We start from the raw sequence: 26,800 nt of genomic DNA, 5'->3' as shown, positions 1-26,800 counted from the left end.
TGGACTCGCTGTGCACGTTGCCCGAGACTGTCTGAAGGCTCAACAAAACATGAGTGAGAGTCGGATTTGGAGATGATGGCGGGGCACGGCAGCTCGACCGAGGCACCGGGCGCGGGGTTCGAGTTCCGCCTGCTCGGCCCCCTCGAGGTGCGCGTCGACGGCAGCTCGCAACCGCTGGGCAGCGCCCCGGTCCGCGCGCTGCTGGCCTGCCTGCTGCTGGAGCCGAACCAGGTCGTCTCGATGGACCGGCTGATCGACACGCTGTGGGAGCACGAGCCGCCGGCCAGCGCCCGCACGATCATCCACGGCTACGTCTCCCGGCTGCGCAAGCTCTTCGGCGCCGGCGCGGAATCGGCCGAGATCGTCACGCGCCCGCCCGGCTACCTGCTGCGGGTCGACAGCGACCGGATCGACGCGCACCGCGCGCGAGCGCTGATCAACCGAGCGCACGGCATGGAACCCGCGGCGCGGTCGCGGATGCTGGCCGAGGCGCTGACCCTGTGGCGCGGCCCGGTGCTCTCGGACATCGCCAGCAGCCGGTTGTACCGGATGGTCGCGCCGAACCTGGACGAGCTGCGGTTGCTCGCGCTGGAGGAGCGGGTCGCCGCCGACCTGGACCTCGGCCGGCACCACCAGCTGGTGCTGGAACTGTCGATCCTGGTCGACCGGAACCCGCTGCGGGAACGGCTCACCGGCCAGCTGATGCTGGCCCACTACCGCGCGGGGCACCGCGCCGAGGCGCAGTCCCGCTACCACGCCCTGCGCCGCAGGCTGTCCCACGAACTCGGCCTCGATCCCGGCCCCGACCTGCGCGAACTCTACGAGAAGCTGCTCCGCGACGACCCTGCGCTGCGCAGCCCGCAGCGCCGCCCGGAACCCGGGCTCGGCATCAGGCGCCCGATCCCGGCGGAGCTGCCGCCGGCCCCGGCCGGGTTCGTCGGCCGCCAGGGCGAACTCGCCGCGCTCGACGAGATGCTGGCGGAGCGGGAACGCGGCTCCAGTCTGCTCGCCGTGGTGACCGGCACCGCGGGCGTCGGCAAGAGCTCCCTCGCGCTGACCTGGGCGCACCGCGTCGAGCACGAGTTCCCAGATGGGCAGCTGTACGCGTCGCTGCGCGGCTTCGATTCGGAGCGCGAGCCGCTGACGCCCGGCGAGGTGCTGACCAGCATGCTGAAAACGCTCGGCGTCGCGGCGAATGCGATCCCCGTCGAGCTGGACGACCGCACCGCGCTGTACCGGTCGCTGCTGGCCAAGCGCCGGGTGTTGGTGCTGCTGGACAACGCGCGGGACTCCGAGCAGGTGCGGCCGCTGCTGCCGGGCAGCGCCGAGTCGCTGGTGCTGGTCACCAGCAGGCGGCGGCTGGACGGGCTGGTGGTGCGCAGCGGGGCCCGGGTGCTGCCACTGGAAACGCTGCCGACCGAGACCGCGATCGAACTGCTCGACCGGGCGGGCGTGCCCGGCAAGTCGGCCTCCGAACCGGCGGCCGCGGCCCAGCTTGCGGAGTTGTGCGGCGGGCTGCCGCTGGCGCTGCGGATCGCCGCCGCGCGGCTCGCGGCGAACCCGGCGCGCGGCGTGTGCGATCTGGTGCACGAGCTGACCGACGAGCGGAACCGGCTGCACGCGCTGGACATCGACGACGCCGACACGAGCGTGCGCCGCGCGTTCGACATCTCCTACCGCAGCCTGCACCCGGTGCACGCCGACACGTTCCGGCTGCTCGGGCTGGTGCCCGGCCACACCTTCACCGCGCACGCGGTCGCCGCGCTGTGCGGCACCGATCCGCCCAGCGCGCAGCGCCGGCTGCGGGCCCTGGCGCTCGCGCACCTGGTCACCGAGACCGAGCCGGACCGGTTCGGCATGCACGACCTGCTGCGCGTCTACGCCCGGGACCTGCTCGCCGAACCGACCCCGGACGACATCGAGGCGCTGCGCAGGCTGCTGAACCACTACCTCGTCACGGCCGACCACGCGCGCCGTTTCCTCCGCCCGGCCCGGGACGATCTGGACTTCTCCAGCGGGCCCGAGGTGCCCCGGCCGGAGATCGCCGACCGGTCGCAGGCGCTGGAGTGGTTCGACGCGGAATGGGCGAACCTGGTCGCCGCCGTCCGGGCGGCGAACGCGGAGGGCATGCACGAGCTGGCCTGGCCGCTGGCGCGCCTGCAGTTCAACTACCTGATGGTGCGCTGCCCCTGGGAGGACTGGATCCGGATCTACACCGACGGGCTCGACTCGGCCCGGGCGGTGGACGACCCGGCGGGCAAGGTGCTGATGGCCGCCGGGCTCGGGGTGGCGTACTCGCGGTCGGGCAAGCTGGACGCCGCGCTGGCGCACTACGACGAGTCGTACCAGGTCGCGGTGCAGACCGGCGACTCCGCGCGGTTGGCGATGACCCAGGTCAACATGGGCAGCGTGCTGTTCCGGCTGAAGCGTTACGAAGAGGCGAAAGTGCACTGCCAGGACGCGTTGCGGGTCTACCGTTCGCTGGGCGACCGGTACTTCGTGGCGGGGGCGCTGAACAACCTCGCCATGGTCGAGCAGGTCAACGGCGAGCTGGTGGAGGCGTTGGCGCACCTGCGCGAGGCGGAGGCGCTGTACCGGGACGCCGACGACCTGGAGACGCTGGCGATGGTGCTGAACAACTGCGGCGAGGTGAGCATCGAACTGGGCCGGATCGCCGACGGCGAGCGGTTCCACCACGAAGCGCTGGACGTGGCGTTGAAGTGCGGTTCCGCGATGCGGCAGGCGTCCGCGTACCTGGGCCTCGGCGACGCCGCCCGGTCCCGCGGCGACCTGGAGGTGGCCCGGACCCGCTGGGACACCGCGCTGGCGATCTACGAAGCCGAAGGCTCGCCACGCTCGAACGAGGTCCGCGCGCGGCTGGAAGATCTCCGCGGCCGCCTGCTGAGGGGCGTTTAGCCGACGTTTAGCGGCCGTGTAGCGATCGCTGGGAACTTCATCATGTGCGGATCAAGCCGTGCATGGTTCGCACGACGGGCGGCTCTGGGGGGAGTCCAAGGGGGGATTGTCGCCCGGTCGTCCCGGTCGGCACTCGTGGCCGGCCGGGACGGCCGCAAGGGGGGCTTGGCATTCGGGAGGGGTTCATCCCGAATGGACGTGGGGGTGAGTGCGGGCTTTCGGCCTCAGGAGTGGGTGATCCTGCCGAAGGTCCGCACTTCGTCCTTTCACGGGTACCTGTGGTCGCCTTGCGTGGCGGTGCGGGTGGCGGCCCCCTGCGGGAGTCACCGCGGTCTTCTCGCTGTGGGATCCCCGACATCATGAATGACCAATTCACCACGTCGGGGCTGTCCTCGCTGGAAGAACCCCGGAGGGGTGGGCACCGTGAACCCGCGGCGGTGCCGGTTGCGTAGGTGGGCTAAGCAGCTGCGCCGCTTCAAAGACAAAGACCGAGGGACCGGTGGTCCTTGCATTCGTCAGCGCAGGCGTCTCTACCAGGCGAAACGGCACCACATCGGCTCAGGCCGAGGGATGTCCCGCGGTGAGCTTCTCCAGCTGGGGCCGCTTCGCGGTGCGGCCGTCGCCGCTGGAGACGCCGCGCAGGCGGCGGCTGATCCACGGCGCCAGGTACTCGCGGGCCCAGCGGATGTCCTGGGCGCGCTGCTCCCGCCAGTGCATCTCGGGGGCCGCGGGCCAGGGTTCGCGCCAGTCGGCGGCGACCGGGACGCCCAGCGCCTCGCAGGCGCGCAGGGCGACCCGCCGGTGGCCCGCTGCGGACAGGTGCAGCCGGTCTTCGCTCCAGGCCCGGACGTCCCGCAGCACCCGCATCGACCACAGGTCCATCACGTAGCAGTCGTGCTTGTCGGCGATCGCCCGCAGGTGCGAGTTGTAGGTCCCGATCTTGCCGCGCACGTGCCGCAGCACCGGGGTGCCGCGGGTGTCGAAGCCGGTGCCGATCAGCACGTCGGCGCCGGTCGCCCGCAGTTCGCCGACCGCGCTGTCGAAGAGCTCCGCGACAGCGTCCGGGTTGCTGCCGGGGCGGATGATGTCGTTGCCGCCGGCGGTCAGGGCGACCAGCCCGGGCCGCAGCGCCACGGCCTGCGGCACCTGGTCGGCGACGATCTGGCGGATCAGCTTGCCGCGCACCGCGAGGTTGGCGTACCGCAGATTGGGGTCGTGGGCGAACAGGTACTCGGCCAGCCGGTCCGCCCAGCCCCGGAAGCTCCCGGTCGGATCCGCGTCGGCGAGCCCTTCGGTGAAGCTGTCTCCCAGCGCGACGAAGCTGCCCCAGCGCGCCGAGCCGGCGTTGCGCTGCGATTCCATTGACGATTTCCTTCCTGGTCTTCCTCCCGCACGCGCGGTGGACCGGGAACCAGATTGGCGTTCGAACGGCTACCTACGCCACCGTCGGTTCCGCAGTAGTGATTAACGGCACTGAACGGTCTAGTATTTCTGCCCGATTCGCCCGATAGCTGCGCGAACTTTGCGTTTTTCGTTGCCGCACTGCACTTTTCCGGCGCCGCGGTGACAACTGGGTGGCTATTCCTCGAAACACCGATACGGGTGAACGCCAGCTGCTACTGTCCTTCGGCGGTAACAGATGCAATGAGGGGGCCCGCGATGTTGCGATCGATGCAGGTGGCAGCTCGACGTGCGTTCGGGGGGACGCCGCGCCGTCCGCCGTTTCGCGTCATCGCGGTTGGTTGAGTTGGGGAACGACAGCGTGCTCCGTTGCGTCGATTCCAGTGCGCCCGCGATTCGGGTCCGCCCGGATGTCGCGCGGCGCTACAACCGTCCCGAATATCTGGGGGAATCGTGACGTCACCGCAGAATCCGGCGTCCGCGCCGGGGCCAGCGGGCTTCGACGCGCAACAGCGGGCCGCGGGCCCGGGAGGACGACGCCGTGCGGACGCGCCGATGCGCGGCTCGCTCGGCGGTGAGGTGCCGCCGGCACCAGGCGGGCCACGGCCGCCCGCCCCGCGTCCGATGCGCTTCGATCTGCGCGGCGAGTTCGCCGCCCTGGCCGCCGAACCACACCCGTTCGCGCTTTGGCAGCGCGCCGAGCAGCTCGTCGATCGCTTCGAGCACGAGCAGCGCAGGCAGCCCCAAGACGCCCGACCGGCGCCGGACCGGCCCGAAGCACCGAAGACACCGGGCGGCGGAATGGCGCTGTCCGGAGACCTTGGCGGGCTCGACGCCCCGCAGGGGAGCCTGGCCCGCCCGGAACCGCCGGCCGAGCTGTCCGGCTCGCTCGAACCGGAGCCGTTCGAAGATCCGCAGCGCCCGACCGGGTTCAGCGGCGGCCTGAGCGGCTCGCTCCTGCAGGACGACCCGCTGAGCGGCCCGCTGCCGCCGATCCACGACGGCCTGGTGGGCGGCCCGCCGCCGCAGGCCGGCCCGCCACGCCACGACCTCCCGCCGGACGGCCCGCCGCGGCGGCGCGACTCCGGCCCGCTGCCGCAAGGACCGCCGAGCGGCCCGCTGCCGCAGGACGGGCTGTTGGCGCCCGAGCCGGAAGGCCTGCGGGGCGCTCCGCCGCCGCAGGCCGGCGGGCGACGGCACGACGTTCCGCCGCCAGGCCGGGATGGCCTGCCGCACCACGATGCGCCGATGCCGGGGCCGGACGGATTGCCGCCACGGCATGACGCCGGCCCATCGAGCGGACCGCTGCCGCAAGCGGGACCGCCGCGGCACGACGTTCCGCCGCCAGGACCGGATGGTCCGCCGCACCACGACGCGCCGATGCCGGGGCCCGATGGGCTGCCGCCGCGGCATGACGCCGGCCCGCCGACCGGACCGCCGCCGCAGGCCGGTCCGCCGAGCGGCCCCCTGCCGCAGGCCGGTCCGCCGAGTGGCCCCCTGCCGCAGGCCGGTCCGCCGAGTGGCCCCCTGCCGCAGGCCGGTCCGCCGAGTGGCCCCCTGCCGCAAGCCGTGCCGCAGGCCGGTCCGCCACGCCATGACCTTCCGCCGGCCGGGCCTGACGGCCCGCCACCGCGGCATGACTCGGGTCCGGCGAGCGGCCCGCTGCCGCAGGCCGGCGTGCCCCGGCCCGACGGCCCTCCGCCCGGGCCTCCGCTGCCGCAGGCCGGCCCGCCGAGCGGCCCGCTGCCGCAGGCCGTGCCGCTGAGCGGCCCGCCGCCGCAGGCTCCGCCGCGGCACGACTCGCACGGACCTCGGCTCGCCGGGCCGCCGCCCTCTGGGCCGCCGCCCGTCGACGGTCCGCCGATGGGCGAACCGCGTCCTCCTGCTCCGCAGGGGCCGCCGTCGCCTCCGGTGGGCAGCCCTTCGCTGGGTGGTCCGCCGCCGCGGCCTCCGGCCGCTCCCGGGCCGCAGCCCGAGGGCCCGCCGCCGCAGGCCGGTCGCCCGGTCGGGCCGCCGCCCGCGCGGCCGGACGGTCCGCCGAGCGGTCCGATGCCGGTCAACTCCGGCCCGCCACCGGCTCCGCAGGCGCCACCGCGCCCGCCGGAGCCGCCGCAGCAGGAGCCGCCTCGTCCGCCGGAGCAGCGGCGTCCCGTGCCCGCGCGGGCGCCGAAGCTCACGCAGCGCGCCGACGGCGGGTTCGGGCCGATGGGATCGACCGGCACCTGGAGCGGGTCTTCGTCCCGGGCCGGTTACGGCCGGAACATGACCTGGTCGGCCGATGACTTCAAGGAGGAGCGGCGGGAGGACGACGACCTGCGCGTCGGCGCCGGCTACAAGCCGGGCGAGAGCGGCAGCGGCGCGGTGCCGCAGTTCCTGGTCGAAGCCGACGAACTCTTCGAGGAGGACGACGGCGGAAGCCGCTTGGTCGCGCCGCCGGTGCTGGGCGAGGCCCCTTCCAGCTACCGGGACTTCTAGGGATTGTTCGATGTGGCTTGCGCGGCCGGCGGACCCCTCGCTGCGGCGCGGGCCGAGTCCCGCGCCGCAGGCGGCCGCCGCCTGCGGCGCTGACCTCAGCGGCACGGCCGGCGCCGGCCGGTGCACCCCGACTCGAAATGAGCTGTGATGGTCGAGACGATCACCCTGTCGATCCCCGCGGTCGACTTGCTCGGTGAGCAGCTGAACCTCACCGTGCGGCAGTACCCGTTCGAGCTCCCGCGCGTCGGTGAGGTCGCGGAGGACCGCAACCGGCTGGCCGCCCAGGTGTGGCAGGAGCTGGAGTCGACCGGCCTGGCCCGCAATGGCCGCCCGGAGCCCGAGGTCGAGGACGCGCTGTACCTGCTGTGCAGCTCCGAGGTGTCGATCGCCGCCGCCGGGCTGCTCGACGTGCGCGCCGGGCAGCGGCTGGCCGCGCGCGTGGTGGCGACCGGCGAGGTCGGTGTGGTGGGCGTGCTCGACGGCCGGGGGCTGCGGATGAGCTTCCTCGCGCCGGACACCCTGCCCCGGGTGTGCGCCGACCTGCTGCCCGACGCCCCGCCCGGTAGCGGCGGAGAGGTGCGCGCGGTGGCCGATCGCAGCCACGGCCGCCCGACCGACGCCGACATCGACGGGCTGGCCGAACTGCGGTCGATCACCTCCGGGCAGAAGTACCGGCTCGGGCACTTCGTGGTCGGCGGCGCCCGCCGCAGCGGACCGCGCGGCCGCATCCCGAACCTGATCTGGTTCGACAACGACCGGGGCCGCTACGCGCTGCAGGGCGAGCGCGCCGACGGCCAGGACGTCGTCACCTGCCGCCCGGCGGACAAGCCTCGCATCGCCGGCCAGCTCGCCGCCCTCCTCGATCAGGCCCGTCGAGGCCTCTGAAACGGCTCGTCGGAGGAGTTGCGTGCCACTGGTGGGTGCGGGCGGGGCGCTGGTTAGGGCAGGCTGGGTTCCGTGACGCAGGACCGGCAGACGGAGATCGCGGCGGAACGCGACGACCGCGATTCGTTCATGCGGCTGCTCGGCGGCCGCGCCAGCGCGATCGACGCGAGCCTGCCGCCGATCGCGTTCGGGCTCGGCTGGTACTTCGGCGGCGAGTCGATCGACATCGGCAGCGGCGTAGCGGTCGGAGTCAGCGCGCTGATCGCGGCTTGGCGCCTGTACCGGGGCGCCCGACCAGTGGCGGTTCTGATCAGCTTGCTGGCGGTCGTGGTCGGGGCGCTGATCGCGTCCTACACCGGCGATGCGGCGGACTTCTTCCTGCCCCGATTGGCGAGCAACGGGCTCAGCGCGCTCGCCTGGATGATCAGCATCGCGATCCGCTGGCCGCTGCTCGGCGTGGTGGTCGGCGCCGCTCTCGGTCAGGCCCGGCGGTGGCGCCGCGACCCGGTGCTGCTGCGGGCGTACAGCCGGGCGAGCTGGGTCTGGGTCGGCCAGTACGTGGTGCGGCTGGTGGTGTTCATCCCGCTGTGGCTGCTGGGCCTGACCGGCGCGCTGACCATCGCGCAGGTCGTGCTGACCTGGCCGCTGGTGGCGGTGTGCGTGGCGGCGAGCTGGTGGGTGATGCGGCGGTCGCTGCCGCGGGAGCACCCGGGGCTGCGGCATCCGCAGTCGTGACCGCTCGGCCGGAGGAGCAGAATGCGCTCATGTCTCTCGGCAGCGTGATCACCGCGATAGTCACCCCGTTCGACGACGAGCTGCGCGTCGACGAAGCCGCCTTCCTGGCGCTGTTCCGCCACCTGATCGACCACGGCTCGGACGGCATCGTGGTCTGCGGGACGACCGGCGAGGCACCTACGCTCACCGACGAGGAGCACCTGCGGCTCATCGAGCTCGCCTGCGCCGAACGTCCGGCGGGTGCCACGGTGATCGCTTCGACCGGGTCCAACAACACCGCGCACGCCTGCGAGATGACGGAGCGGGCGACCGAGCTCGGCGCCGACGCGGTGCTCTCGGTGACGCCGTACTACAACCGCCCCAACCGCCGCGGTCTGGTTCGCCACTTCACCGAGATCGCCCGGGCCACGGACAAGCCGGTGGTGCTCTACAACGTGCCGTCCCGGATCGGCCTGTCGTTGCCGCACGACCTGCTCGCCGAACTCGCCCAGGTCGAGAACATCGACTACGTCAAGCAGGCGGACAACGCCGCGCTCGCCCAGATCGACGGCCTCGGCCTGTACGCGGGCAACGACGACGGCTTCGCCGCGGCCCTGGACCTCGGCGGCCTCGGCGGAATCCTGGTGGCCAGCCACCTGGTGGGCCCGCAGATGCGGCGGATGGTCGACGAGCCGGCGCGCCGCGCGGAGATCGACGCCTCGCTGAAGCCGCTGTACGCCGCGCTGTCGGTGACCACCAACCCGATCCCGGTCAAGGCGGCCCTGAACCTGGTCGGCCACCGGGTCGGCGGCGTCCGGCTGCCGCTGGTCGACGCGGACGAGGCGGAGCTGGCGACGATCCGCAAGGGCCTGCAGGACGTCGGCCTCGCCTGAGAGCCTGTTTCCAGGCTCGTTCTGCGTGGCGGTGCGGGTGGCGGCCCCCCTGCGGGAGTCACCGCGGTCTTCTCGCTGTGGGATCCCCGACATCATGAATGGCCAATTCACCACGTCGGGGCTGTCCTCGCTGGGAGAACCCCGGAGGGGTGGGCACCGTGAACCCGCGGCGGTGCGGGTTGCGTGGGTGGGCTAAGCGGCTGCGCCGCTTCAAAGACAAAACGCCCGCGTTACCACATCCGCACGTCACCACATCCAAAACAGCCTCTTGAGGCGCATCTCCTTCCAGGCAAAATCGGAACACCACCCGACGCCGCTGCTCCGGAGCTAGGCGAGCAGGCGTTCGTGGAGGGTCTGCGGGTCCTCGGTGAGGTCCAGCGCCGCCAGCCAGGCCGCTCCGGCTTCGCCGGGACCTGCGGTGCGCTGGGTTTGGAAGCCTCGGGCCGACAGCGGGCCGCGCAGTGCCTCGCGGACCGGGTTGCCCGGCGCCACCAGGCCGCCGGCCAGCACGATCGTCCTGGTTTCGCCGTGGCGGCGGGTCGCCGCCGCGGTGTCGGCCAGGACGTGGGCGGCGCGCCGGACGATGTCGGCCGCCGTGTCGTCGGTGGCCGCTGTGACCAGCGGCGCGAGCTCCGCGAGGCGGATCGGCGGGGCCGCGTTCACCGCGCTGATCAGCTGCTTGCGCTGTCCGTCCGGTGTGTCCGGCAGGAGCCGATCGCGCACGGCTGCCGTGAGGCCGTGCAGCGGCTCGCCGCGATCCAGCGCGCGCAGCGCGGCTCGCACCGCTTCGCGGCCCAGCCAGAACGCCGAGCCCTCGTCGCCGAGCAGCCAGCCGTGCCCGCCGGCGGTCGCGACCATCCGGTGCTGCTCGATGCGGGCCGCGATGGCTCCCGTTCCCGCGATCAGCACCGTCCCATCGGGTTTCGGCGTGCCCGCCGCGAAGGCCACCTCGCAGTCGCTGATCGCCTGCTTCGGGCTCCGCAGGCCCAACCCGGACCACGCGTGGTCGAACACCGCGCTGAACCCGGGATCGACCATCTTGCTGACCCCGGCCATGCCGATCACGCAGTTGCGCACCGCCGCCGGATCGACCCCGGCGAGCGCCGACCGCGCGGCTTCGGCGATCTGCCGCGCCGCCTGGTCGGGCGGGTGCGAATTCGGATTTCCGCCGGCCGCTTCGCCGCGGCCCAGCACCCGCCCGGACAGGTCGCTGACGAGCGCCCGGCTGCTGGTTCCGCCGATGTCCAGGCCGAGTACGAGAGCCGCTTCGTCGCCGTGCATTCGCTCTTTCTACCCGCCGCGACCGCGAACGGTGGTCGGCGCGACCAAAACCGGCCATGACCTTCTCGCCAACCCCTGGCATCCGGCGTGGCGAGCGGCTATACATCGAGACGTTGCTTGATCAGCTTGATCAGTCGGGGAGCTGGAGCATGGACGACCTTTCCGGGTCACGCCGCATGTCCGATTTGGGCGGTGCGGGCAGTTGTGGTGCGAGCGGGGCGGCTCGATGACCGTCGACACCCACCACCACCTGTGGGACCTCGACGTCCGGGACCAGCCGTGGATCGTCGGCGAGGAGATGGAGCCGCTGCGCCGCGACTTCCGGCCCGCCGACCTGCAAGCCGCGCTGAAGGGTTCCGGCGTGACCGCGACGGTGCTGGTGCAGACCGTCGCCGACCCGGACGAGACGCCCGAGATGCTGGTGCTGGCCGACACCGTGGACCGCGTCGCGGCGGTGGTCGGCTGGGTCGATCTGACCGCGCGGGACGCCCGTGAGCGGATCGGCCGCCTGCAGTCGCACCCGTCCGGCGGCTGGCTGAAGGGCATCCGGCACCAGGTCGAGGACGAGCCGGATCCGGACTGGCTGATCCGCCCGGAGGTGCTCAACGGGCTCGCCGCGGTCGAGGACGCCGGGCTGCTGTACGAGCTGCTGGTCCGGCCGCACCAGCTGCCGGCCGCGATCAAGGCGGTCGGGCAGTTCCCGCAGCTGACCTTCGTGCTCGACCACTGCGCGAAACCGCCGGTGGCCACCGGCGAGCTGGAGCCGTGGGCGAGCCGCATCCGGGCGCTGGCCGCCCACCCGAACGTGGTGTGCAAGCTGTCCGGATTGGTCACAGAGGACGACTGGGCCCGGCAACCTGATCCGGTGAGGCTTGCGCCATACGTGGACGTGGTGCTGGAGGCGTTCGGGCCGGGCCGGCTGATGTTCGGTTCGGATTGGCCGGTGTGCCTGCTCGCCGCCGACTACGGGCAGGTCATGGGCGTGGCCAAGCAGCTGACCGCCGGTCTCGACGACCGGCAGCGCGCGGCGGTGTTCGATAGGACGGCGCGCGAGGTGTACGGCATTTAGGGCCTTTGGACTCTGTCGTTCGCCGCGCCCCGAGGCTTGCGACATGCTCCGTTCGGCGTAACCTGACGGTGCCCGTCTCACCCCGCCCCCTCGGTGAGGCGGGCTTTCATCTGCCCCGCAGTGGAAACTGCCGCCTCGGTCGTCGCTCACCGCAACCGCGCCCTTGAAAATGCCGTCGGTCACCGGGTGCGGGTGACCTTCTTCAGGCCTCGCGGGTTGTCCGGGTCGAAGCCCCGGGCCAGCGCCAGGCCGAGGGCCAGCTGCTGGACCGGCAGGACCTCCAGCACCGGCGCCACCTCCTCGGCGCAGGCCGGCACCGGGATGCGGTGCGACGCGGGCACGTCCGAGGCCGCCGAGCCGATCGCGCAGATGTCCGCTCCGCGCTCGTGGACCACGTCGAGCACCTCGCGCATCGCGTCGCCGCCGCGCCCGTTGCTGCACAACGCGAGCACCGCGGTGTCCGCATCGACGGCCGCGACCGGGCCGTGCAGCAGGTCGGCGCCGCTGTAGGCGCGGGCCGAGAGGTAGCTGGTCTCGGCGAGCTTCAGCGCCGCCTCGGAGGCGGTGGCCAGCGAGTAGCCGCGCCCCGTGGTGACCATCCGCTCCGCGAAGCGGTACCGGCGCACCGCGTCGTCCACCACCTTGTGGCCGGCGTCCAGGGCGGTCGCGGCCAGCTCGGGGATCGGTTCGGCGTCCCTGCCGGTCCCGCCGCGCACCGCGTCGATGAGCAGGTACAGGGCGAGCAGCGTCGCGCTGTAGGTCTTGGTCGCGGCCACCGCCTGCTCGCGGCCCGCCCGGATGTCCACCGACAGTTCGGCGGCGGAGTTCAGCGGCGAGTCCGAGGTGTTGGTGACCGCGACCGTCAGCGCGCCGCGCTTGCGGCCGGACTCGGTGACCTCCAGCAGGTCCGGGGACCCGCCGCTCTGGCTGACCGACACCAGCAGCACGTCGGTCAGGTCCGGCTGCGCGCCGTAGAGCGTGGTCGTCGACGGCGACGTCAGCCCGACGGGCAGTTCGAGCAGGACTTCCAGCAGGTACTTCGCGTAGAGCGCGGCGTGGTCGCTGGAGCCGCGCGCGGCCAGCAGCGCGAAGCGCGGTCGGCGTTCCGCGATCTTCGCGGCCACCTCGGCGATCGCGTCCCGGCCTGCCAGCAGGTCGGCGAAGATCGCGGGTTGCTGGCTGATCTCGTCGGTCATGTGGCGACCGGGGGTGGCGGTCATCAGGCCCATCCCTTCCGTTTAGGTCTAGACCAATCTTACTCAGCCCTTCACGGCGCCCGCAGTGACACCCGACACCATTTTCCGCTGAACCGCCAAGAAGAACACCAGCACGGGCAGCGTGAACAGGGTGGCCGCGGCCATCGTGGCGCCCCAGTCGGTGCCGAACGCGTTCTGGAAGGTCTGCAGGAACACCGGCAGCGTCTGGAGGTCCTGGGAGCGCATGAAGATCAGCGCGTAGAGGAACTCGTTCCACGCGGTGATGAACGCGAACACCGAGGTGGCCACCAGGCCCGGCCCCAGCAGCGGCAGCGTGACGCGGCGGAACGCCTCGGCCCGCCCGCAGCCGTCCACCATGGCGGCCTCCTCCAGATCCACCGGGATCCCGTCGATGAACCCGCGCAGCGACCAGATGGTGAACGGCAGCGTCGTGATCCAGTACACCAGGATCAGCGACGGCAGCTTGTTCAGCAGCCCGAGATCCCGCATGAACAGGAACATCGGCACCATCAGCGCCTCGAACGGCACCATCTGCGCGACCAGCACGAGCATCAGGAAGCCCTTGCGGCCGCGGAACCGGAACCGGCTCATCGCCAGCGCCGCCAGGGTGCCCGCGACCAGCGAACACGCCACCGCGGTGAGCGTGACCAGCAGGCTGTTGCCCAGGTAGCGCAGGAAGTCCGAGCCGAACAGCGCCGTCGCGTAGTTCTGCAGCGTTACCGAGCTCGGCACCAGGTCGTAGGACGTGGACAGCACCTCGCCGCGCGGCTTGAAGGAGCTGGCGAACATCCAGTACGTCGGGAACACGAAGATCACCGCGATGGCCAGCGCCAACGCCGACAGCCCGATCCGGCGGGTCCTCACAGCTCCACCTCCTGAGAACGCAGCAGCAGGCGCTGGTACTGGGCGCAGACCACGACGAGCACGATCACCATCAGCACGCTGACCGCGGCGGCGGCGCCGAAGTGCTTGCCCGCGATGCCTTCGAGGTACTGCATGACCGGCAGCGTGGTGCTCCCGCCGCTCGGGCCGCCCTCGCGCATCGCCCACACCTGCGAGAACACCTTGAAGTCCCACAGCACCGACAGGAACGTCACGATCATCAGCACCGGCTTGAGCTGCGGCCAGGTGATCGCGGTGAACGTCTGCCAGCCGCTCGCGCCGTCGATCCCGGCCGATTCGTAGAGGTCCTTGGGCACCCCGAGCAGCGCGGCGTACAGCGTCATCGCCACGAACGGCACGGCCTGCCAGGTGATCAGGATGCCCACCACGGTGAGCGTGCTCGCGCCGGTGGCGAACCAGGAGTGCCCGGCGAACGAATCGAAGCCGAGCAGCACCAGCGTCTTGTTCAGGATCCCGTACTGCTGGTCGAAGATCCACTGGAACACCGTGGTCGCGGCCAGCTGCGGCACCGCCCACGCGAGCAGCAGGCTGACCTGCAGCACCACGCGCGGAACCACCGGCACGTGCTTCATCAGCAGCGCCAGCAGCAGCGCCGTCAGCACGGTGGCAGCCACGATGGACGAGGTGAACACCACGGTCCGGAGCGTGACGGTCCAGAACTCGGGGTTGCCGAGGATCTGCGCGTAGTTGTCGAAGCCGATCCAGGTGACCTCGCCGCGGGTGAGCTCACCGAGGTCGAGCTTGCGGAAGCTGGTCACGACCACGTTCACCGCGGGCCAGCCGAGCAGTGCGATCAGCGCGAGCACCGCGGGAGCGAGCAGCAGGTACGGCATCGCTTCCCGGATTCGCGGGCGGCGCCGAGCGCCGGGCACCACGGGCGAACCCGCGGTGCCCGGCGCCGGGCGGGTGTGCGTAGCGGTCATATCAGTTGTTCGCCGCCAGCAATCGGGTGATCTTGTCGTTCGCCTCCAACGTGGCGTCGACGACCGACTTCTGGCCGGTCAGCACGGCCGTCATCATGTCCTTGAGCGGGTTCTGCCCGGACTCGATGGCCGCCCACTGCGGAACCGGCGGCGGCACCTTGCCGTCCTTCGACGCGATGGCCATCGCGGCGCTGACCGGGTTCTTCTCCAGCGCGCTGGTGTCCTGCGAGGCACCCGGCACGACGCCGCTGTCGGCGAGCTTGGTCTGGTACTTCTGGCTGGTCAGCAGCTTCAGCCAGTCCTTGGCGGCGGTGGCGTCGGCGCTGCCGGCCGGGATCGCCAGGGTGGAGCCGCCGAGGAACACCGGCGCGGTCTTGCCCGGGAACTTCGACGGGATCGGGAAGGCGCTGGAGACCTCGGTGATCTTCGGGTTGGTCTTCGCGGCGGTCTGCACCTCCCACGGCAGCGCGATCATCATCGCGACCTTGCCCTTGGCGTACACCTCGGCCTGCTGCGGCTCCGCCTCGTCGGTGTCGGCCGGGGCGGACGTGGCCGAGGTCTTGAACAGCTGCTGGTAGTACTCGACGCCATCGCGGGTCTGCGCGGTGTCCAGCGCGCCCTTGTAGTTCGCGCCCTGGCCGGTCGCGATGTCACCGCCGGAGTCCCAGATGAACGACAGCAGCGAGTACCAGGACTGGCCCGGCAGGTAGAGCGACTGGAAGTCGGGGTCCGCGCCGTGGGTCTGCTCGAGCTTGGTGATCGTGGCGAGCAGCTCGTCGCGGTTGGTCGGCAGCTGGGTGATGCCCGCCTGCTGGAACAGCTCCTTGTTGTAGACGACGACGCGGTTGGCCGCGTAGAACGGCACGGCGTACTGCTTGCCCTCCCACGCGCCGGATCCGGCGAGCGCCGGCACCCACTGCGGCTTGCCCAGGCCGTCGGCGTCGGCGGTGAGGTCCAGCAGCGTGCCCTCGGAGGAGAACTGCGGGGTCTGGCTGTTCCCGAGCTCGATCACGTCCGGCGGGTCGTTGCTGGTCAGCGCGGTGGTCAGGCGATCTTGGATGCCGTTCCACTGCTGGATCTGGTAGTCCACCTTCATGCCGGGGTGGCTCTGCTCGAATTCCTTGTTGAGCTCGTCGATCAGGACGTCGGGCGCCGAGCCGTCCATCAGCCAGACGGTCAGCTTGTTGTCGCTCGCGCCGGCTCCGCCGCCACAACCAGCGAGGGTCAACGACAGCGCGGCGGCCGCCGCGAGCGCCTTCCAGGTCTTCAACGTTCGCCCCTTCCTCCGCGCTGGCGCGCGGAGCCGCGGGTGCTCGCCGTCGGTGCCGAGCCCCCGCCTACCTTTGGTGTAGACCAATGCGATGAAGATTGTGGCGCGGGGCACGCGATGTCAAGACTTTTCGGCGCTACTGTTCAGGCACGCATAAGGCTGGCTTGATCTTCGGGCGCCGGCTCGCCGCGGCAGCAGGTCGCCGCCGCCGGCGTTCGGGCGGCCGACTTTCGGGCATGCTGAGGTATCAGGACTCGGCAGGCCGGCGACTCGACGCCTCGGGGAGCGGAACAACGGCGGCAAGGTTGCGGTGGTAGGAGGAACGATGCTCGAAACGTCCGTGTCCGGTGGGGCGGACTCGCCCGGACGCGCACAACGCGAACCGAAGTACTGGGGGCTCAAGCAACACCTGCTGGACATGCTCCGGTCCCTGCCGCCCGGTGCGCCGATTCCTACCGAACGCTCGCTGGCCGCCGAGTTCGACGTCTCGCGCACCACGGTGCGCCAAGCGCTGGCCGAGCTGACCGTGGAGGGCCGGCTGCTGCGGGTGCAGGGCAAGGGCACCTTCGCGGCGAAGCCGAAGGTCGCCCAGCGCTTGCAGCTGAGCAGCTACACCGAGGACATGCGCGCCCAGGGCCGCCAGCCCACCTCCCGGCTGCTGGAGGTCGTCGAGGAACCGGCCGCGGAGGAGCTGGCCGAGCTGCTCGGGACCAAGCCGAGCTCGACCGTGCTGCGGCTGCGCCGGCTGCGGTTGGCCGACGGCGAGCCGATGGCCATCGAGACCACCCACCTGCCGCTGACCCGGTTCCGCGGGCTGACCAGCCGCCTGGAGTCCGGCGGCTCGCTCTACCAGGTGCTCCGCGAGAGCTTCGAGGTCGAGCTGGGGCACGCGGAGGAGACCATCGAGACCGCGCTGGCCAGCCCGGAAGAGGCGGAACTGCTCGGCTCCGACGTCGGCTTGCCGATGCTGCTGCTGTCCCGGCACTCGTTCGACACCGAAGGGCGCCCGGTCGAGTGGGTGCGCTCGATCTACCGAGGTGACCGCTACAAGTTCGTCGCCCGCCTCAACCCACCTAACTGATCTAGAAGCTCTTGTTCCCAGGCGAAGGGCACCCCGGATCGGGGTGCCCTTCGCCGTTGCCGGCCGCGTTACGCGAAGTGGGGGTCCTCACGGTTTGGCAACGATCTGGAGAAAACGCTCGTGCTCGCCCGTTGGGACGTTGAGGGAGAGTGCGTTCAAGAGCGTGGGAGCCATGGTCAGGCAGAAAGCGGAGCCGAACGAGCAGGAGTCGGACGAGGAGGTCGAGAAGCCCAAGAAGGTCGACGTGTCACCGACCCAGGTCGCGGGCGCGGCGCTGGCCTCGGTGACGGCGGCCTTCCTGGGATCCCGGCTCGGGGTGGCGGGCACCTTGATCGGTGCCGCGCTGACGAGCGTGGTGATCACCGTGGGCGGAGCGCTCTACCAGCGATCGTTCGACAGCGCGAAGGAGAAGGCGGTGCACGCCGCCGCGAAGGCTTCGGTGATGAAGCTCCGGCGGACCACCGTCGCGCGGTACGTGTCCAAAAAGGACGAGCCCGTCGAGGCGACGCGGCGCATCCGCCTGACGCCCGGAATGCATTGGCCGGGCGGGGAAACGGTCGTGGACGAGGACCGCACGGTGAAGGTCGACGCCGACGCGGCGACCCGCATGCTGAACGTGGCCGAGGCTGGACAGGCGACCGAGGTCGTCGCGGCCGCGAAGCCGGCCGCCGACCGGCGCAAGCGCCACGTCCGGTGGGCGATGGTGGCCGCGAGCTGCGCGGCGGTGTTCGCGCTGAGCATGCTGGTCGTCACCGGATTCGAAGGGGTGACGGGGAAACCGCTCTCCGGCGGCGACGGCGGCACGACGCTCGGCCAGGTGCTGCACCGCGATGAGCAGCGCGCGCCCAGCGTCCCGACCGAGCCGACGAAGCCGCGGGAGACCCCGAGTCAGCAGCCGCAGCCGTCGACCGAGGTGACGCCCACCCAGCAGCCGACGGTGCAGCCGACCACGGAAACCCCGACGCCCACCCGGGAACCGATGCAGGCGCCGACCACGGCCGAACGGCCCAGCCAGGCGCCGGAGTCGGGGTCCGTCGAGGTGCCCATCGAGACCGGCGAACCGCGTCAGTCTTCTTTCGAGGGATAGAGAATCCAGGTCAAACGCCTCCTGCGCTAGCTCGATCGAGTTGCGCAGGAGGCGTTTTGGGCGAATGGGGCGAAAGGCGGATGTGGGACTGGTGATCTCCTCTGATACTGGATCGGCGACGGGGTGATGAGATCCAGCTCACTAAGAGGAGACATCAGATGAAGCGCAGACTCGCGGCTCGGGTGGCCGGGACCGTGATGTTGGCGGCGGGAACGGTGGCCGCATTGACCATGCCCGCCACCGCGACCGAAAGCGCGCCGCCCGCGGCAGAAGCGGCGAACCTGCTAGACGCGATGCAGCGCGACTTCGGCCTGGACCATGACCAGGCCCTCCAGCGGCTCGATCAGGAAGCCGCTGCCACCGAGGCCGAGCAGCGACTGAGCAGCACGCTGGGCAGCGCCTACGGCGGGGCCTACTTCGACCCGGCGCTCGGCAAGCTCGTCGTCGGCGTCACCGACCAGGCGCGCTTCGACGAGGTGCGCGCGGCGGGCGCCGAACCGAAGCTCGTCATCTACAGCATCCAGCAGCTCAACGGGGTCGTCGATGGCCTCAACCTGCGCAGCGGGGTGGCGCCGAAGGGCGTCTCCGGCTGGTACGTCGACGGCAAGGCGAACTCGGTCGTCCTCACCACCAGGCCGGGCACCGCGCCCGAGGCCGCGCAGTTCGTGCACGGCTCCGGCGTCCTCACAGATGCGGTGCGCGTCGCCGAATCGCTGGAGAACCCCCGCACCTACGCCGACGTCATCGGCGGCAACGCCTACTACATCGGCAGCGGCTCCCGCTGCTCTGTCGGATTCTCGGTGCAGGGCGGGTTCGTGACCGCCGGGCACTGCGGCAGCGTGGGCGACTCCACCTCGCAGCCCACCGGCCAGTTCGAGGGCTCGTCGTTCCCTGGCAACGACTACGGCTGGGTCCGGGTCGGCTCCGGCGACACCCCGCGACCGCTGGTGAACCAGTACAACGGCAGCAACGTCGGTGTCGCGGGCTCCACCGAGTCCGCCGAGGGCGCGTCCATCTGCCGCTCCGGCTCCACCACGGGCTGGCACTGCGGTTCGGTGCAGGCCAAGAACCAGACCGTGCAGTACCCGCAGGGCACCGTGACCGGCCTGACCCGCACCAACGTCTGCGCCGAGCCCGGCGACTCGGGCGGTTCCTGGCTGTCCGGTAGCCAGGCCCAGGGCGTGACCTCCGGCGGTTCGGGCAACTGCAGCTCCGGCGGCACGACCTACTTCCAGCCGGTGAACGAGATCCTGCAGGCCTACGGCCTGACGCTGCTCACCCAGTAAGACCCACCAGACCGGCCCCCGGCATCCAGCCGGGGGTCCCGTCATGTCCGGGGGAGCGTCACGGCAGGCGGTCGCGGAGCTCGCGGGCCGCCGCGCGCGGATCCTCGGCCTCGGTGATCGCGCGGACCACGACGACGCGCTCCGCCCCGGCCTTGAGGGCCTCGTCCAGGTTGTCCGGGCCGATGCCGCCGATCGCGAACCACGGCCGGCCGTGGCCGCGGTGCTCCGCGGCGTGCTCCACCAGCTCGAGCCCGGCCGCCGAGCGCCCCGGCTTGGTCGGCGTCGTCCACACCGGGCCGGTGCAGAAGTAGTCCACGCCGGGCTCGGTGGCCGCAGCGTCCGCCTGCACCACGTCGTGCGTCGACCGGCCGATCGCGACGTGCTCGCCGACGATGCGCCGGGCGATCTCCACCGGCAGGTCGTCCTGCCCGAGGTGCAGGACGTCCGCCTCGGCGGCCATCGCCACATCGGCGCGGTCGTTCACCGCGAGCAGCGCGCCGTGCCGCAGGCAGGCGTCGGCCAGCACCTCCAGCGCCGCCAGCTCGTGGCGGGCCTCCAGCGGAGCGCCGTTCGGGTTCTTGTCCCGCAGCTGGATGATGTCGACCCCGCCGGCCAAGGCGGCGTCCGCGAACTCCGCGAGATCACCGCGCTCGGCGCGTGCGTCGGTGCACAGGTACAGCCGCGCCTCGTCGAGGCGAGCGCGGATGCCGAAACCGTCCAATCCAGGCATGTTCCACAGGGTAGCTTCCCGCGACGAGGCCGCCGGACCACGTGAACGCCGACGCCGGTGCGCGTTCCCATCGGGCGCCCGAAATTTGTGAAAGTTGCTCGACCTCGCCCCTGACGTCGCGATCCTCGCCGGGTACGGTGGTTCGTGGTGAGCACGGGAGCCCGGGTGCCGGGCTGAGAGGGGGCGTTGGCCCCGACCGTCGAACCTGATCCGGGTCATGCCGGCGCAGGGAGCGTGGAGTGTCTGAAGAACGGAAGAAGCACGTCGTCGTCGTGGGTGGCGGCGTGATCGGCATGTCCGTGGCGTGGCGCGCAGCCGCCGCCGGGCATCGCGTCCAACTCGTCGACGCCGAACCGGCGTCCGGGGCATCGAACGTGGCCGGCGGGATGCTGGCGCCGCTGGCCGAGGCGTGGCCCGGCGAAGAGGAATTGCTGGAGCTGGGCGCGGCGTCGCTGCGGCAGTGGCCGGAGTTCGCCGACGAACTCGCCCGGGCATCGGGCCTGCCTTCGGGGCTGCGCCGCGAGGGAACCCTGGTCGTCGGCGTGGACAGCGCGGACCGCGCCGAGCTCGACAACCTGGCCGACTACCTCGCGCGGCTCGGCCGCGCCGTCACCCGCCTGACCGGCCGGGAGGCGCGGAGGCTCGAACCGTCGCTGGGCCCGGCGGTGCGCGGTGGGCTCGAAGTGCCGGGCGATCTCGCGGTCGACAACCGCCTCGCGCTGGCTGCGCTGCGCGCGGCCGCGAACGCGGCGGGCGTCGATTTCATCGCGGCGAACGCGAAGCACGTGCGGTCCGGCGCGGTGGAGCTCAAAGACTCCACTGTGGACTGCGATGTCGCGGTGATCTCGGCGGGCGTGTACTCGGGCGCGCTGCATCCCGCGCTGCAGGACCGGATTCGGCCGGTGAAGGGCGAAATCCTGCGCCTGCGCGCGCGGACCACGGCGCTGCCGCCGCCGAGCCGCACGATCCGCGGCCCGGTGCGCGGCAGGCAGACCTACCTCGTGCCGCGCGACGACGGCGGCCTAGTGCTCGGCGCCACCCAGTACGAGGTGGGGTTCGACACCGAGGTCACCGTGGGCGGGGTGCGCGATCTGATCGCCGACGCCGAGCGGCTGATGCCGGGCATCGCCGAATACCGGCTGGTCGAGGCCGCTGCCGGGCTGCGCCCGAGCACCGACGACAACCTGCCGGTGCTCGGCTGGCTGGAACCCGGAGTCCTGGCGGCCACCGGGCACCACCGCGGTGGCTTCCTGCTCGCCCCGGTGACGGTCGAGGCGGTGCTGGCGCTGCTGCGCGGCGAGGAGCCCGCCGTCGAGATCAAGGCCGCCGATCCGAGTCGATGGGGAGGACAGCAGTGCACGTCGTGATCAACGGGGAGAACCGGCAGGTCGCCGCCGACGCAACGCTCGCGGCGGTGCTGCGGGAGTTCGGGGTGCCCGACCGGGGCGTGGCCGTGGCGCTGGACGGCGCCGTGGTGCCGCGCGCCCTGTGGCCGGACACCGGGTTGCGCCCCGATGCCGCGATCGAGGTCCTCACCGCAGTGCAAGGCGGCTGACGCCCCTCCTGAGGGGCCGCCAACCCGAACCCCCTTGCGGGGCAACAGAAACGCACCGAACCAGGGCGCCGATTCCGCGCTACCCGGATTCGGCCTACCCGTCGTTAGGAGAGTCATGGACGACCCGTTGGTGATCGCCGGCCGCGAGTTCGGTTCGCGGCTGATCACCGGGACCGGAGGGGCGACGAACCTCGCGGTCCTGGAGCGCGCGCTGATCGCGTCCGGAACCGAGCTGACGACCGTGGCGATGCGCCGCGCCGACGCCGGCGGCGGCACCGGGGTGCTCGACCTGCTGCGCAAGCTCGGCATCGAAGCGCTGCCGAACACGGCGGGCTGCCGGACGGCGGCGGAGGCCGTGCTGACCGCGCAGCTGGCGCGGGAGGCGCTGGAGACGAACTGGGTCAAGCTGGAGGTCGTCGCCGACGACGACACCCTGCTGCCCGACCCGGTGGAACTGCTCGACGCCGCGGAACAGCTGGTCGACCAGGGCTTCGTGGTGCTGGCCTACACCAACGACGACCCGGTGCTGGCGCTGAAGCTGGAGGAGACCGGTTGCGCGGCGGTGATGCCGCTGGGCTCGCCGATCGGCACCGGCCTGGGCATCCGGAACCCGCACAACATCGAGATGATCGTCTCCCGCGCATCGGTGCCGATCGTCCTGGACGCGGGCATCGGCACGGCCTCGGACGCGGCGCTGGCGATGGAGCTCGGCTGCTCGGCGGTGCTGCTGGCCACGGCGGTCACCCGCGCCCAGGACCCGGAGCGCATGGCGGCGGCGATGCGGGCGGCGGTCGAGGGAGGCCGTCTCGCGGCCCTGGCGGGCCGGATCCCCAAGCGCTTCTGGGCCCAGGCATCCAGCCCCGGCCGTCCCCTGGAGTGAGCCGACCGCCCGCACGCCCGCCGAGTCCTCAGCGGACCGTCGGGGGGGGGGGGGCGTGCGATCCCTGCCCAGCCGCCAGCCGGCCAACGTCCAGCACACCCCCCAGAGCAGGAAGAACGGCGACCACAGCAGCAGGTCCCAGTACGCCAGGTAGCGCGCCAGCGCGGCGTGCTCGGCCGGCGGCTTGTCGATCCCGGTGAGCACCAAGGCGTCCGAGACGAAGCCGATGCCCAGCGGCCCGATCGACCGGACGATCATGAGGATCCCGAGCGTCCAGGCGATCGTCAGCAGCAGCCGGCGCGGGAGGGGCGCGCGCCAGGGCCGGATGGTGGCCAGCGCGACGACGATGCCGACCACCGCGGCAGCGGCCAGCACCCAGTGGCTCGCCACGAACAGCGGATCGCGGGCGAGCATCCGTTCGCGCAGGTCCGGGCGCAGCGGGTCCTTGTCGGCCAGCGCATTGGCCCCCAGCGCCTGCGCGAGCTTCATCGATCCGTAGGCCGCGGTGCAAACCGCCGCCCCGTACGCGCCCGCCCGCGTCCGGTCAGCCCACGACATGCTTCGTCTCCTCCGCGTAGGACCGGATCATCGCCACGAGCAGTCCGATCAGGACGATCCCGAGGACTCCGTGGTGCCACTGCCAACCCACCCCGATGCCGATGAAGCCGTCCACGATCATGATCGCCGCGCCGGCGCCGACGGCCAGCAGCATTCCGGCCAGCACCAGCAGCATCAACGATCTGGGCGCGCGGCGTCCCGGCGCCGCGACCGTGGCGATGGCCACGCACGCGGCCAGCAGCCCGGTCGCGGCGGCGAGCCACTGGGCCGTCGCGGCGTCCATGAAGTAGCCCTCGCGCACGGCATCCGGCACGGCCGGGCCGCCCGGGAAGCCGAGCCTGCCTTGCCAGGCGAAGGCCGCTTTTCCCGCGGCATAACCGAGGAACAGCACCGCCAACGCGTACGCGGGCCAGCGTGGTGGCCGATCACGAGCATCCATGCCTGCGACGGTAGGAATCGCAGGCCGCGAATCACTCCCGCCCGAGGCGGAAACGCCTCCCTCCCAGGAGGGAGACGGGTCAGCGGATGTGGAGGCGTTCGGGACGGACGAAGCTGATCGTGTAGCTCTTCCACGGGCTGTCGTAGCCGAAGGTCCGGTCGATCGCCTGGCGGGCGTGCAGGGCGTTCTCCACCAGCGAGCTCGCCAGCAGCTCCGTCGCCGGGGCGCTGCCCTCCGCCACGTCCGGGATCTTCGCCGTCGGCTTGCCGCCCAGCAGGTCGTCCACCGCTCGCAGCGCCGGAACCGCGATCGCCTGCTCGGCCTCCGGCCGGAACGCGAGCGTCGCGACATCCTGCCGCAACGCGTCGAGCGCGATCGCCGCCGCGCGCGTCGCGCGGTCGTCGTCGGTCTCCTCGCCGGTCCCGTCGAGCAGCGCAGGCATGCCCAGCAGGTCCTGGGTGCGCCGCAGCGCGAGCACGTTCGCGGCCTGCAACGCCGCGGGCAGATCGACGCCCTGCCCGGCCGCCCGCACGCTGCGCAGCAGCTCGGACACCGACCACACCGTGGACCGCACCGCGCCGCGCACGTCCGGCAGGATGCTGCTGGGCAGCACCAGGTAGCTGACGTAGCCGACGATCAGCGCGATGGCCGCGCCGACCGCGGTGTTCGCCGCGAAGCTGATCCCCACGTTCACCAGCGGTCGTTCCAGCCGCATCGCCTGGTCGACGACGGTCACCACGATCAGGCAGCCGAGCAGCGCCTGGTAGTCGGTGCGCAGCCGAGTCATGTTCAGCAGCATGCCGCCGATCACCAGCGGCACCAGCAAGAACGCCCCCGGCAGCAGGGTGATCAGCACGGCCAGCGCGGTCACGCCCAGCACCGCGCCGCCGGTGCGCTCCAGCGCGCCGGTCATGCTGTCCCGGGCCGCTGGCTGCAGCACCACGTAGAGCGCGAGCAGCAGGCTCGACGCCGAAGGGTCGCGCAGCAGCAGGACGATCACCATGCCGAAGGCGACCGCGAGCGTGCAGCGCAGCGCGTGCCGGAACAGCGACGAGCGGAACGAGAGGTGCGCGCGGACCGCGCCCAGCACCCGTTCCCGGCGCGCGCCGGGAGCCGGCGGCGGCAGCGGCGTCTCGACGCGCCGCACCACCGCGGCGCGGATCCGGTCAAGTCCCTGGTTGAGGCCCTGCACCGCGTTCGGCAGGTCCTGCCGTCCGCCGCGCGCCAAGACCGCCAGCACCGGGTCGCGGCGGGCCGCCGCAGGCAGTCCGGTGCAGGCGCGGGAGCGCACCGCCCGGGCGAGCTCAGCGGCGACCTGGTCGGCTTCCGCGACGATCTGCTCCAGGCGGCCGGCTTCGGCCCGGTCGCTCTGCTGGGCCTGCGCGAGCAGCGTCTCCCGCGCCGCGCGGAAGCGAGCCGCCCCGGCCAGCACCTGGCCGAGCCAGGTGCTGGAACCGTCGGCGCGCCACGCGGCGGCGGCGGATTCGACCACGCCCGGCCCGGGTTCGAGCAGCGTCCGGGCGACCGCCACGCGAGTGGCCCTGGTCGGATCGCCGAGGCCGATGATCACCCGCAGCACCAGCGCGAACGCCGCGCCTGCGGCGCTCGCGGCCAGCAGCACCAGCACCGGCTGGTCGGAACCGATGCCGGTGGTGGTGGACACCAGCGTCGCCGCGGCGAAGGTCTGCCCGCCGATGCGGTAGTGCTCGCCCAGCGCGGGCAGCATGCCGGCGCCGAAGACCACCACCGCCACCGCGAGCCCGGCCAGCACCGGGATGTTCATCAGCAGCGGGCCGACCGTCATCACGAGCACCAGCGCCGGGGTGAACCAGACGAACCGCTGCAGGTCCGAGCGCAGCGACTGGCCGCCGGTGGCGATCAGCGCCAGCACCGCGGTCAGGCCGGCGATCAGCGCCGGAGTCTGCAGGTCGAAGATCCAGCCGATGGCGGTGCCGGCCACCACGGCGATGAGCACCAGCACCGCGTACTGGCGCTGCCGGGGATCCGGCGCCCCTGCTTCGGTGGCCAGCAGCCCCCGCACTCGTGTCCACACCGTTTTAGCCACGCTGTTGCAAACCCCTGTCGTCGTCGTGCGCGCAGCGCGCAGCAGACCGCGGGCCGCCGATGGCCCACGATCTCGGGAATTACGCGCTTCTCAACCCCTGTGTCGATTGGGCACGCCATTCGGGTTACAGATCCGGGAGGAAAATCACTCTATTAGGGGCGTGGTTGGGGGGTCAGATGGACCGGGGGCTGATGCGCCAGAACGTCGACACCGGGCCGACCCCGGCGCCGAGCGGGTAGGCGTGCGAGACGCTGCGGGTGACGAATCGCTTGCCGCTGCGCACCGCGTCCGGCATCGAAGCGCCCTTCGCCAGGGCGGCCGTGATCGCCGAGGCGAACACGTCGCCGGCGCCGTGGGTGTGCACCGTCGCGTAGCGGGGGCCGGGCAGCGGGATCGCCTCGTTGCCGTCGAAGAGCAGGTCTACGCACTCCGGGTCGTCGGCCAGGTGGCCGCTCTTGATCAGCACCCACTGCGGGCCGAAGTCGAAGACGGCCTTCGCGGCGTCCAGCAGGTCCGCGCGGGTGCGCGCGTCGATCCCGGTCAGCAGCCGGACCTCGTCGAGGTTCGGCGTGACCAGCGTCGCGCGCGGGAAGGCCTTGTGCCGCAGGGCGTCCAGCGCGTCCGGGCGCAGCAGCGGCTCGCCGCTGCGGGAGGCGGCGACCGGGTCCACGACGAACGGCGTGCGGCCGCCGCGGCCGATGCCGTGCGTGTCGCAGGCGTCCAGCACGGCCTCGATGGTGGCGGCCGAGGCGAGCACCCCGGTCTTGGCCGCGTCCACGCCGATGTCCGAGGCGACCGCGTCGACCTGCGCGGCGACGGTCTCCGGCGGGATCTCGACCAGCCCGGTGACGCCGACGGTGTTCTGCACCGTCACGGCGGTGACCGCGGTCATGCCGTGCACGCCGCAGGCGAAGAAGGTGCGCAGGTCCGCGTGCATCCCGGCGCTGCCGCCGGAATCCGACCCGGCGATGGTCAGCGCGGTCGGGGGAGCGGTGTCGTTCGCGGGCCGAAGTTCGTGCCCGGCCGAGATCTCGTGCATCCACTTCATGTTACGGCCCCGCTCCTACCGATCTTCCAGGGTCCGAAGCGACGTTTCCGCAGGTCAGGTGCCCCTGCTCCTTCGGCGACCTGCAGCAATAACTCGCGCGATTCACCTAAGACACGTTCCCGGC

21 protein-coding genes, 2 pseudogenes and 1 riboswitch are annotated in these 26,800 nt (G+C 72.1%); of the genes and pseudogenes, 12 read left to right on the top strand and 11 right to left on the bottom strand.

All coding sequences use genetic code 11. The annotated features are described in order from the left end of the window. Nucleotides 1-72: 72 nt before the first annotated feature. Nucleotides 73-2,916, top strand: a complete 2,844-nt coding sequence (locus AB0I53_RS05405) for a BTAD domain-containing putative transcriptional regulator (protein WP_358596837.1) — start codon at nt 73-75, stop codon at nt 2,914-2,916. Between the two features lie 558 nt (nt 2,917-3,474). Here AB0I53_RS05405 and AB0I53_RS05400 read toward each other — a convergent pair. Beyond that, nucleotides 3,475-4,278, bottom strand: a complete 804-nt coding sequence (locus AB0I53_RS05400; RefSeq protein WP_358596834.1) for an SGNH/GDSL hydrolase family protein — start codon at nt 4,276-4,278, stop codon at nt 3,475-3,477. A gap of 492 nt (nt 4,279-4,770) precedes the next feature. Here AB0I53_RS05400 and AB0I53_RS05395 point away from each other — a divergent pair, with 492 nt between their 5' ends. The 4 genes from AB0I53_RS05395 to dapA all read left to right on the top strand — a co-directional run bounded on the left by AB0I53_RS05395 (nt 4,771) and on the right by dapA (nt 9,284). Further along, the gene (locus AB0I53_RS05395; RefSeq protein ID WP_358596831.1) at nt 4,771-6,792 is read left to right on the top strand and encodes a hypothetical protein; all 2,022 of its coding nucleotides are present in this window, start codon (nt 4,771-4,773) and stop codon (nt 6,790-6,792) included. 147 nt (nt 6,793-6,939) lie between these two features. Further along, the gene (locus AB0I53_RS05390; protein WP_358596828.1) at nt 6,940-7,677 is read left to right on the top strand and encodes an ESX secretion-associated protein EspG; all 738 of its coding nucleotides are present in this window, start codon (nt 6,940-6,942) and stop codon (nt 7,675-7,677) included. Between the two features lie 72 nt (nt 7,678-7,749). Next, complete coding sequence (locus AB0I53_RS05385; protein WP_358596825.1) at nt 7,750-8,412, top strand: DUF3159 domain-containing protein; 663 nt, start codon at nt 7,750-7,752, stop codon at nt 8,410-8,412. A 29-nt stretch (nt 8,413-8,441) separates the two neighbouring features. After that, a complete protein-coding gene (gene dapA, locus AB0I53_RS05380; RefSeq protein ID WP_358596822.1) occupies nt 8,442-9,284 on the top strand; it encodes a 4-hydroxy-tetrahydrodipicolinate synthase in 843 nt (280 codons plus the stop codon). Between the two features lie 327 nt (nt 9,285-9,611). Here dapA and AB0I53_RS05375 read toward each other — a convergent pair whose 3' ends face one another. After that, nucleotides 9,612-10,565 (bottom strand): BadF/BadG/BcrA/BcrD ATPase family protein, encoded by a 954-nt coding sequence (locus AB0I53_RS05375; RefSeq protein ID WP_358596819.1) that lies wholly within the window; start codon nt 10,563-10,565, stop codon nt 9,612-9,614. 226 nt (nt 10,566-10,791) lie between these two features. On the opposite strand from AB0I53_RS05375, the gene AB0I53_RS05370 reads away from it, so the two are divergent. Then, nucleotides 10,792-11,634, top strand: coding sequence for an amidohydrolase family protein (locus AB0I53_RS05370; protein ID WP_358596816.1), 843 nt, complete (start codon nt 10,792-10,794; stop codon nt 11,632-11,634). A 179-nt stretch (nt 11,635-11,813) separates the two neighbouring features. Here AB0I53_RS05370 and AB0I53_RS05365 read toward each other — a convergent pair whose 3' ends face one another. From AB0I53_RS05365 to AB0I53_RS05350, 4 genes are read right to left on the bottom strand one after another with little or no spacing between them, the layout of a single operon-like run. Further along, complete coding sequence (locus AB0I53_RS05365) at nt 11,814-12,863, bottom strand: SIS domain-containing protein (protein WP_358596813.1); 1,050 nt, start codon at nt 12,861-12,863, stop codon at nt 11,814-11,816. 30 nt (nt 12,864-12,893) lie between these two features. After that, on the bottom strand, nt 12,894-13,715 hold the full coding sequence (locus tag AB0I53_RS05360) for a carbohydrate ABC transporter permease (protein WP_358596810.1): 822 nt from the start codon (nt 13,713-13,715) through the stop codon (nt 12,894-12,896). Beyond that, complete coding sequence (locus AB0I53_RS05355) at nt 13,712-14,677, bottom strand: sugar ABC transporter permease (protein ID WP_358596808.1); 966 nt, start codon at nt 14,675-14,677, stop codon at nt 13,712-13,714. The genes AB0I53_RS05360 and AB0I53_RS05355 overlap by 4 nt, the downstream gene beginning before the upstream one ends. Before the next feature lies 1 nt (nt 14,678). Further along, the gene (locus AB0I53_RS05350; protein WP_358596805.1) at nt 14,679-15,947 is read right to left on the bottom strand and encodes an extracellular solute-binding protein; all 1,269 of its coding nucleotides are present in this window, start codon (nt 15,945-15,947) and stop codon (nt 14,679-14,681) included. A gap of 325 nt (nt 15,948-16,272) precedes the next feature. Between AB0I53_RS05350 and AB0I53_RS05345 the strand changes: the two genes are divergently transcribed. The 3 genes from AB0I53_RS05345 (at nt 16,273) to AB0I53_RS05335 (ending at nt 19,401) form a co-directional block, all read left to right on the top strand. Next, nucleotides 16,273-17,028, top strand: a complete 756-nt coding sequence (locus tag AB0I53_RS05345; protein ID WP_358306931.1) for a GntR family transcriptional regulator — start codon at nt 16,273-16,275, stop codon at nt 17,026-17,028. A 172-nt stretch (nt 17,029-17,200) separates the two neighbouring features. Next, entirely contained in the window at nt 17,201-18,115 is a 915-nt protein-coding gene (locus AB0I53_RS05340) for a hypothetical protein (protein WP_358596802.1), read from the top strand. 158 nt (nt 18,116-18,273) lie between these two features. Next, on the top strand, nt 18,274-19,401 hold the full coding sequence (locus AB0I53_RS05335) for a S1 family peptidase (protein WP_358596799.1): 1,128 nt from the start codon (nt 18,274-18,276) through the stop codon (nt 19,399-19,401). Between the two features lie 58 nt (nt 19,402-19,459). On the opposite strand, the gene thiE is transcribed toward AB0I53_RS05335, so the two are convergent. Then, a complete protein-coding gene (thiE, locus tag AB0I53_RS05330; protein ID WP_358596796.1) occupies nt 19,460-20,131 on the bottom strand; it encodes a thiamine phosphate synthase in 672 nt (223 codons plus the stop codon). A 143-nt stretch (nt 20,132-20,274) separates the two neighbouring features. After that, nucleotides 20,275-20,380, top strand: a riboswitch (TPP riboswitch). Here thiE and thiO point away from each other — a divergent pair. The 3 genes and pseudogenes from thiO to AB0I53_RS05315 form a co-directional block, all read left to right on the top strand. Beyond that, nucleotides 20,368-21,498, top strand: a pseudogene (thiO, locus tag AB0I53_RS05325) (glycine oxidase ThiO); the annotation flags it as partial. It overlaps the preceding riboswitch by 13 nt. Next, the gene (gene thiS / locus AB0I53_RS05320) at nt 21,486-21,686 is read left to right on the top strand and encodes a sulfur carrier protein ThiS (protein WP_358596793.1); all 201 of its coding nucleotides are present in this window, start codon (nt 21,486-21,488) and stop codon (nt 21,684-21,686) included. The pseudogene thiO and the gene thiS, both read left to right, overlap by 13 nt. A gap of 115 nt (nt 21,687-21,801) precedes the next feature. After that, a complete protein-coding gene (locus AB0I53_RS05315; RefSeq protein ID WP_093268724.1) occupies nt 21,802-22,566 on the top strand; it encodes a thiazole synthase in 765 nt (254 codons plus the stop codon). Nucleotides 22,567-22,719: 153 nt separating this feature from the next. On the opposite strand, the pseudogene AB0I53_RS05310 reads toward AB0I53_RS05315, so the two are convergent. The 4 genes and pseudogenes from AB0I53_RS05310 to thiD all read right to left on the bottom strand — a co-directional run. After that, nucleotides 22,720-22,980, bottom strand: a pseudogene (locus AB0I53_RS05310) (hypothetical protein); the annotation flags it as partial. Nucleotides 22,981-23,110: 130 nt separating this feature from the next. After that, nucleotides 23,111-23,563: a hypothetical protein gene (locus tag AB0I53_RS05305; protein ID WP_358596791.1), complete on the bottom strand. Its 453-nt coding sequence runs from the start codon at nt 23,561-23,563 to the stop codon at nt 23,111-23,113. Nucleotides 23,564-23,642: 79 nt separating this feature from the next. Then, entirely contained in the window at nt 23,643-25,604 is a 1,962-nt protein-coding gene (locus tag AB0I53_RS05300; protein ID WP_358596788.1) for an FUSC family protein, read from the bottom strand. Between the two features lie 196 nt (nt 25,605-25,800). After that, on the bottom strand, nt 25,801-26,667 hold the full coding sequence (gene thiD, locus AB0I53_RS05295; protein WP_358596785.1) for a bifunctional hydroxymethylpyrimidine kinase/phosphomethylpyrimidine kinase: 867 nt from the start codon (nt 26,665-26,667) through the stop codon (nt 25,801-25,803). Nucleotides 26,668-26,800 lie beyond the last annotated feature (133 nt).

Origin of the sequence: Saccharopolyspora sp. NPDC050389, from assembly GCF_040655595.1 — a bacterium.
Taxonomy (GTDB): Bacteria; Actinomycetota; Actinomycetes; order Mycobacteriales; family Pseudonocardiaceae; genus Saccharopolyspora.
This window is presented reverse-complemented; position numbering and strand designations above follow the sequence as displayed.

Coding starts and splice junctions, on each gene's coding strand:
- thiD (WP_358596785.1), bottom strand. CDS start 26,667: ATGCACGAGATCTCGGCCGGGCACGAACTTCGGCCCGCGAACGACACC.
- AB0I53_RS05375 (WP_358596819.1), bottom strand. CDS start 10,565: ATGCACGGCGACGAAGCGGCTCTCGTACTCGGCCTGGACATCGGCGGA.
- AB0I53_RS05340 (WP_358596802.1), top strand. CDS start 17,201: ATGGTCAGGCAGAAAGCGGAGCCGAACGAGCAGGAGTCGGACGAGGAG.
- AB0I53_RS05370 (WP_358596816.1), top strand. CDS start 10,792: ATGACCGTCGACACCCACCACCACCTGTGGGACCTCGACGTCCGGGAC.
- AB0I53_RS05405 (WP_358596837.1), top strand. CDS start 73: ATGATGGCGGGGCACGGCAGCTCGACCGAGGCACCGGGCGCGGGGTTC.
- dapA (WP_358596822.1), top strand. CDS start 8,442: ATGTCTCTCGGCAGCGTGATCACCGCGATAGTCACCCCGTTCGACGAC.
- AB0I53_RS05365 (WP_358596813.1), bottom strand. CDS start 12,863: ATGGGCCTGATGACCGCCACCCCCGGTCGCCACATGACCGACGAGATC.
- thiE (WP_358596796.1), bottom strand. CDS start 20,131: ATGCCTGGATTGGACGGTTTCGGCATCCGCGCTCGCCTCGACGAGGCG.
- AB0I53_RS05390 (WP_358596828.1), top strand. CDS start 6,940: ATGGTCGAGACGATCACCCTGTCGATCCCCGCGGTCGACTTGCTCGGT.
- AB0I53_RS05315 (WP_093268724.1), top strand. CDS start 21,802: ATGGACGACCCGTTGGTGATCGCCGGCCGCGAGTTCGGTTCGCGGCTG.
- AB0I53_RS05345 (WP_358306931.1), top strand. CDS start 16,273: ATGCTCGAAACGTCCGTGTCCGGTGGGGCGGACTCGCCCGGACGCGCA.
- AB0I53_RS05400 (WP_358596834.1), bottom strand. CDS start 4,278: ATGGAATCGCAGCGCAACGCCGGCTCGGCGCGCTGGGGCAGCTTCGTC.
- AB0I53_RS05335 (WP_358596799.1), top strand. CDS start 18,274: ATGAAGCGCAGACTCGCGGCTCGGGTGGCCGGGACCGTGATGTTGGCG.
- AB0I53_RS05305 (WP_358596791.1), bottom strand. CDS start 23,563: ATGGATGCTCGTGATCGGCCACCACGCTGGCCCGCGTACGCGTTGGCG.
- AB0I53_RS05355 (WP_358596808.1), bottom strand. CDS start 14,677: ATGACCGCTACGCACACCCGCCCGGCGCCGGGCACCGCGGGTTCGCCC.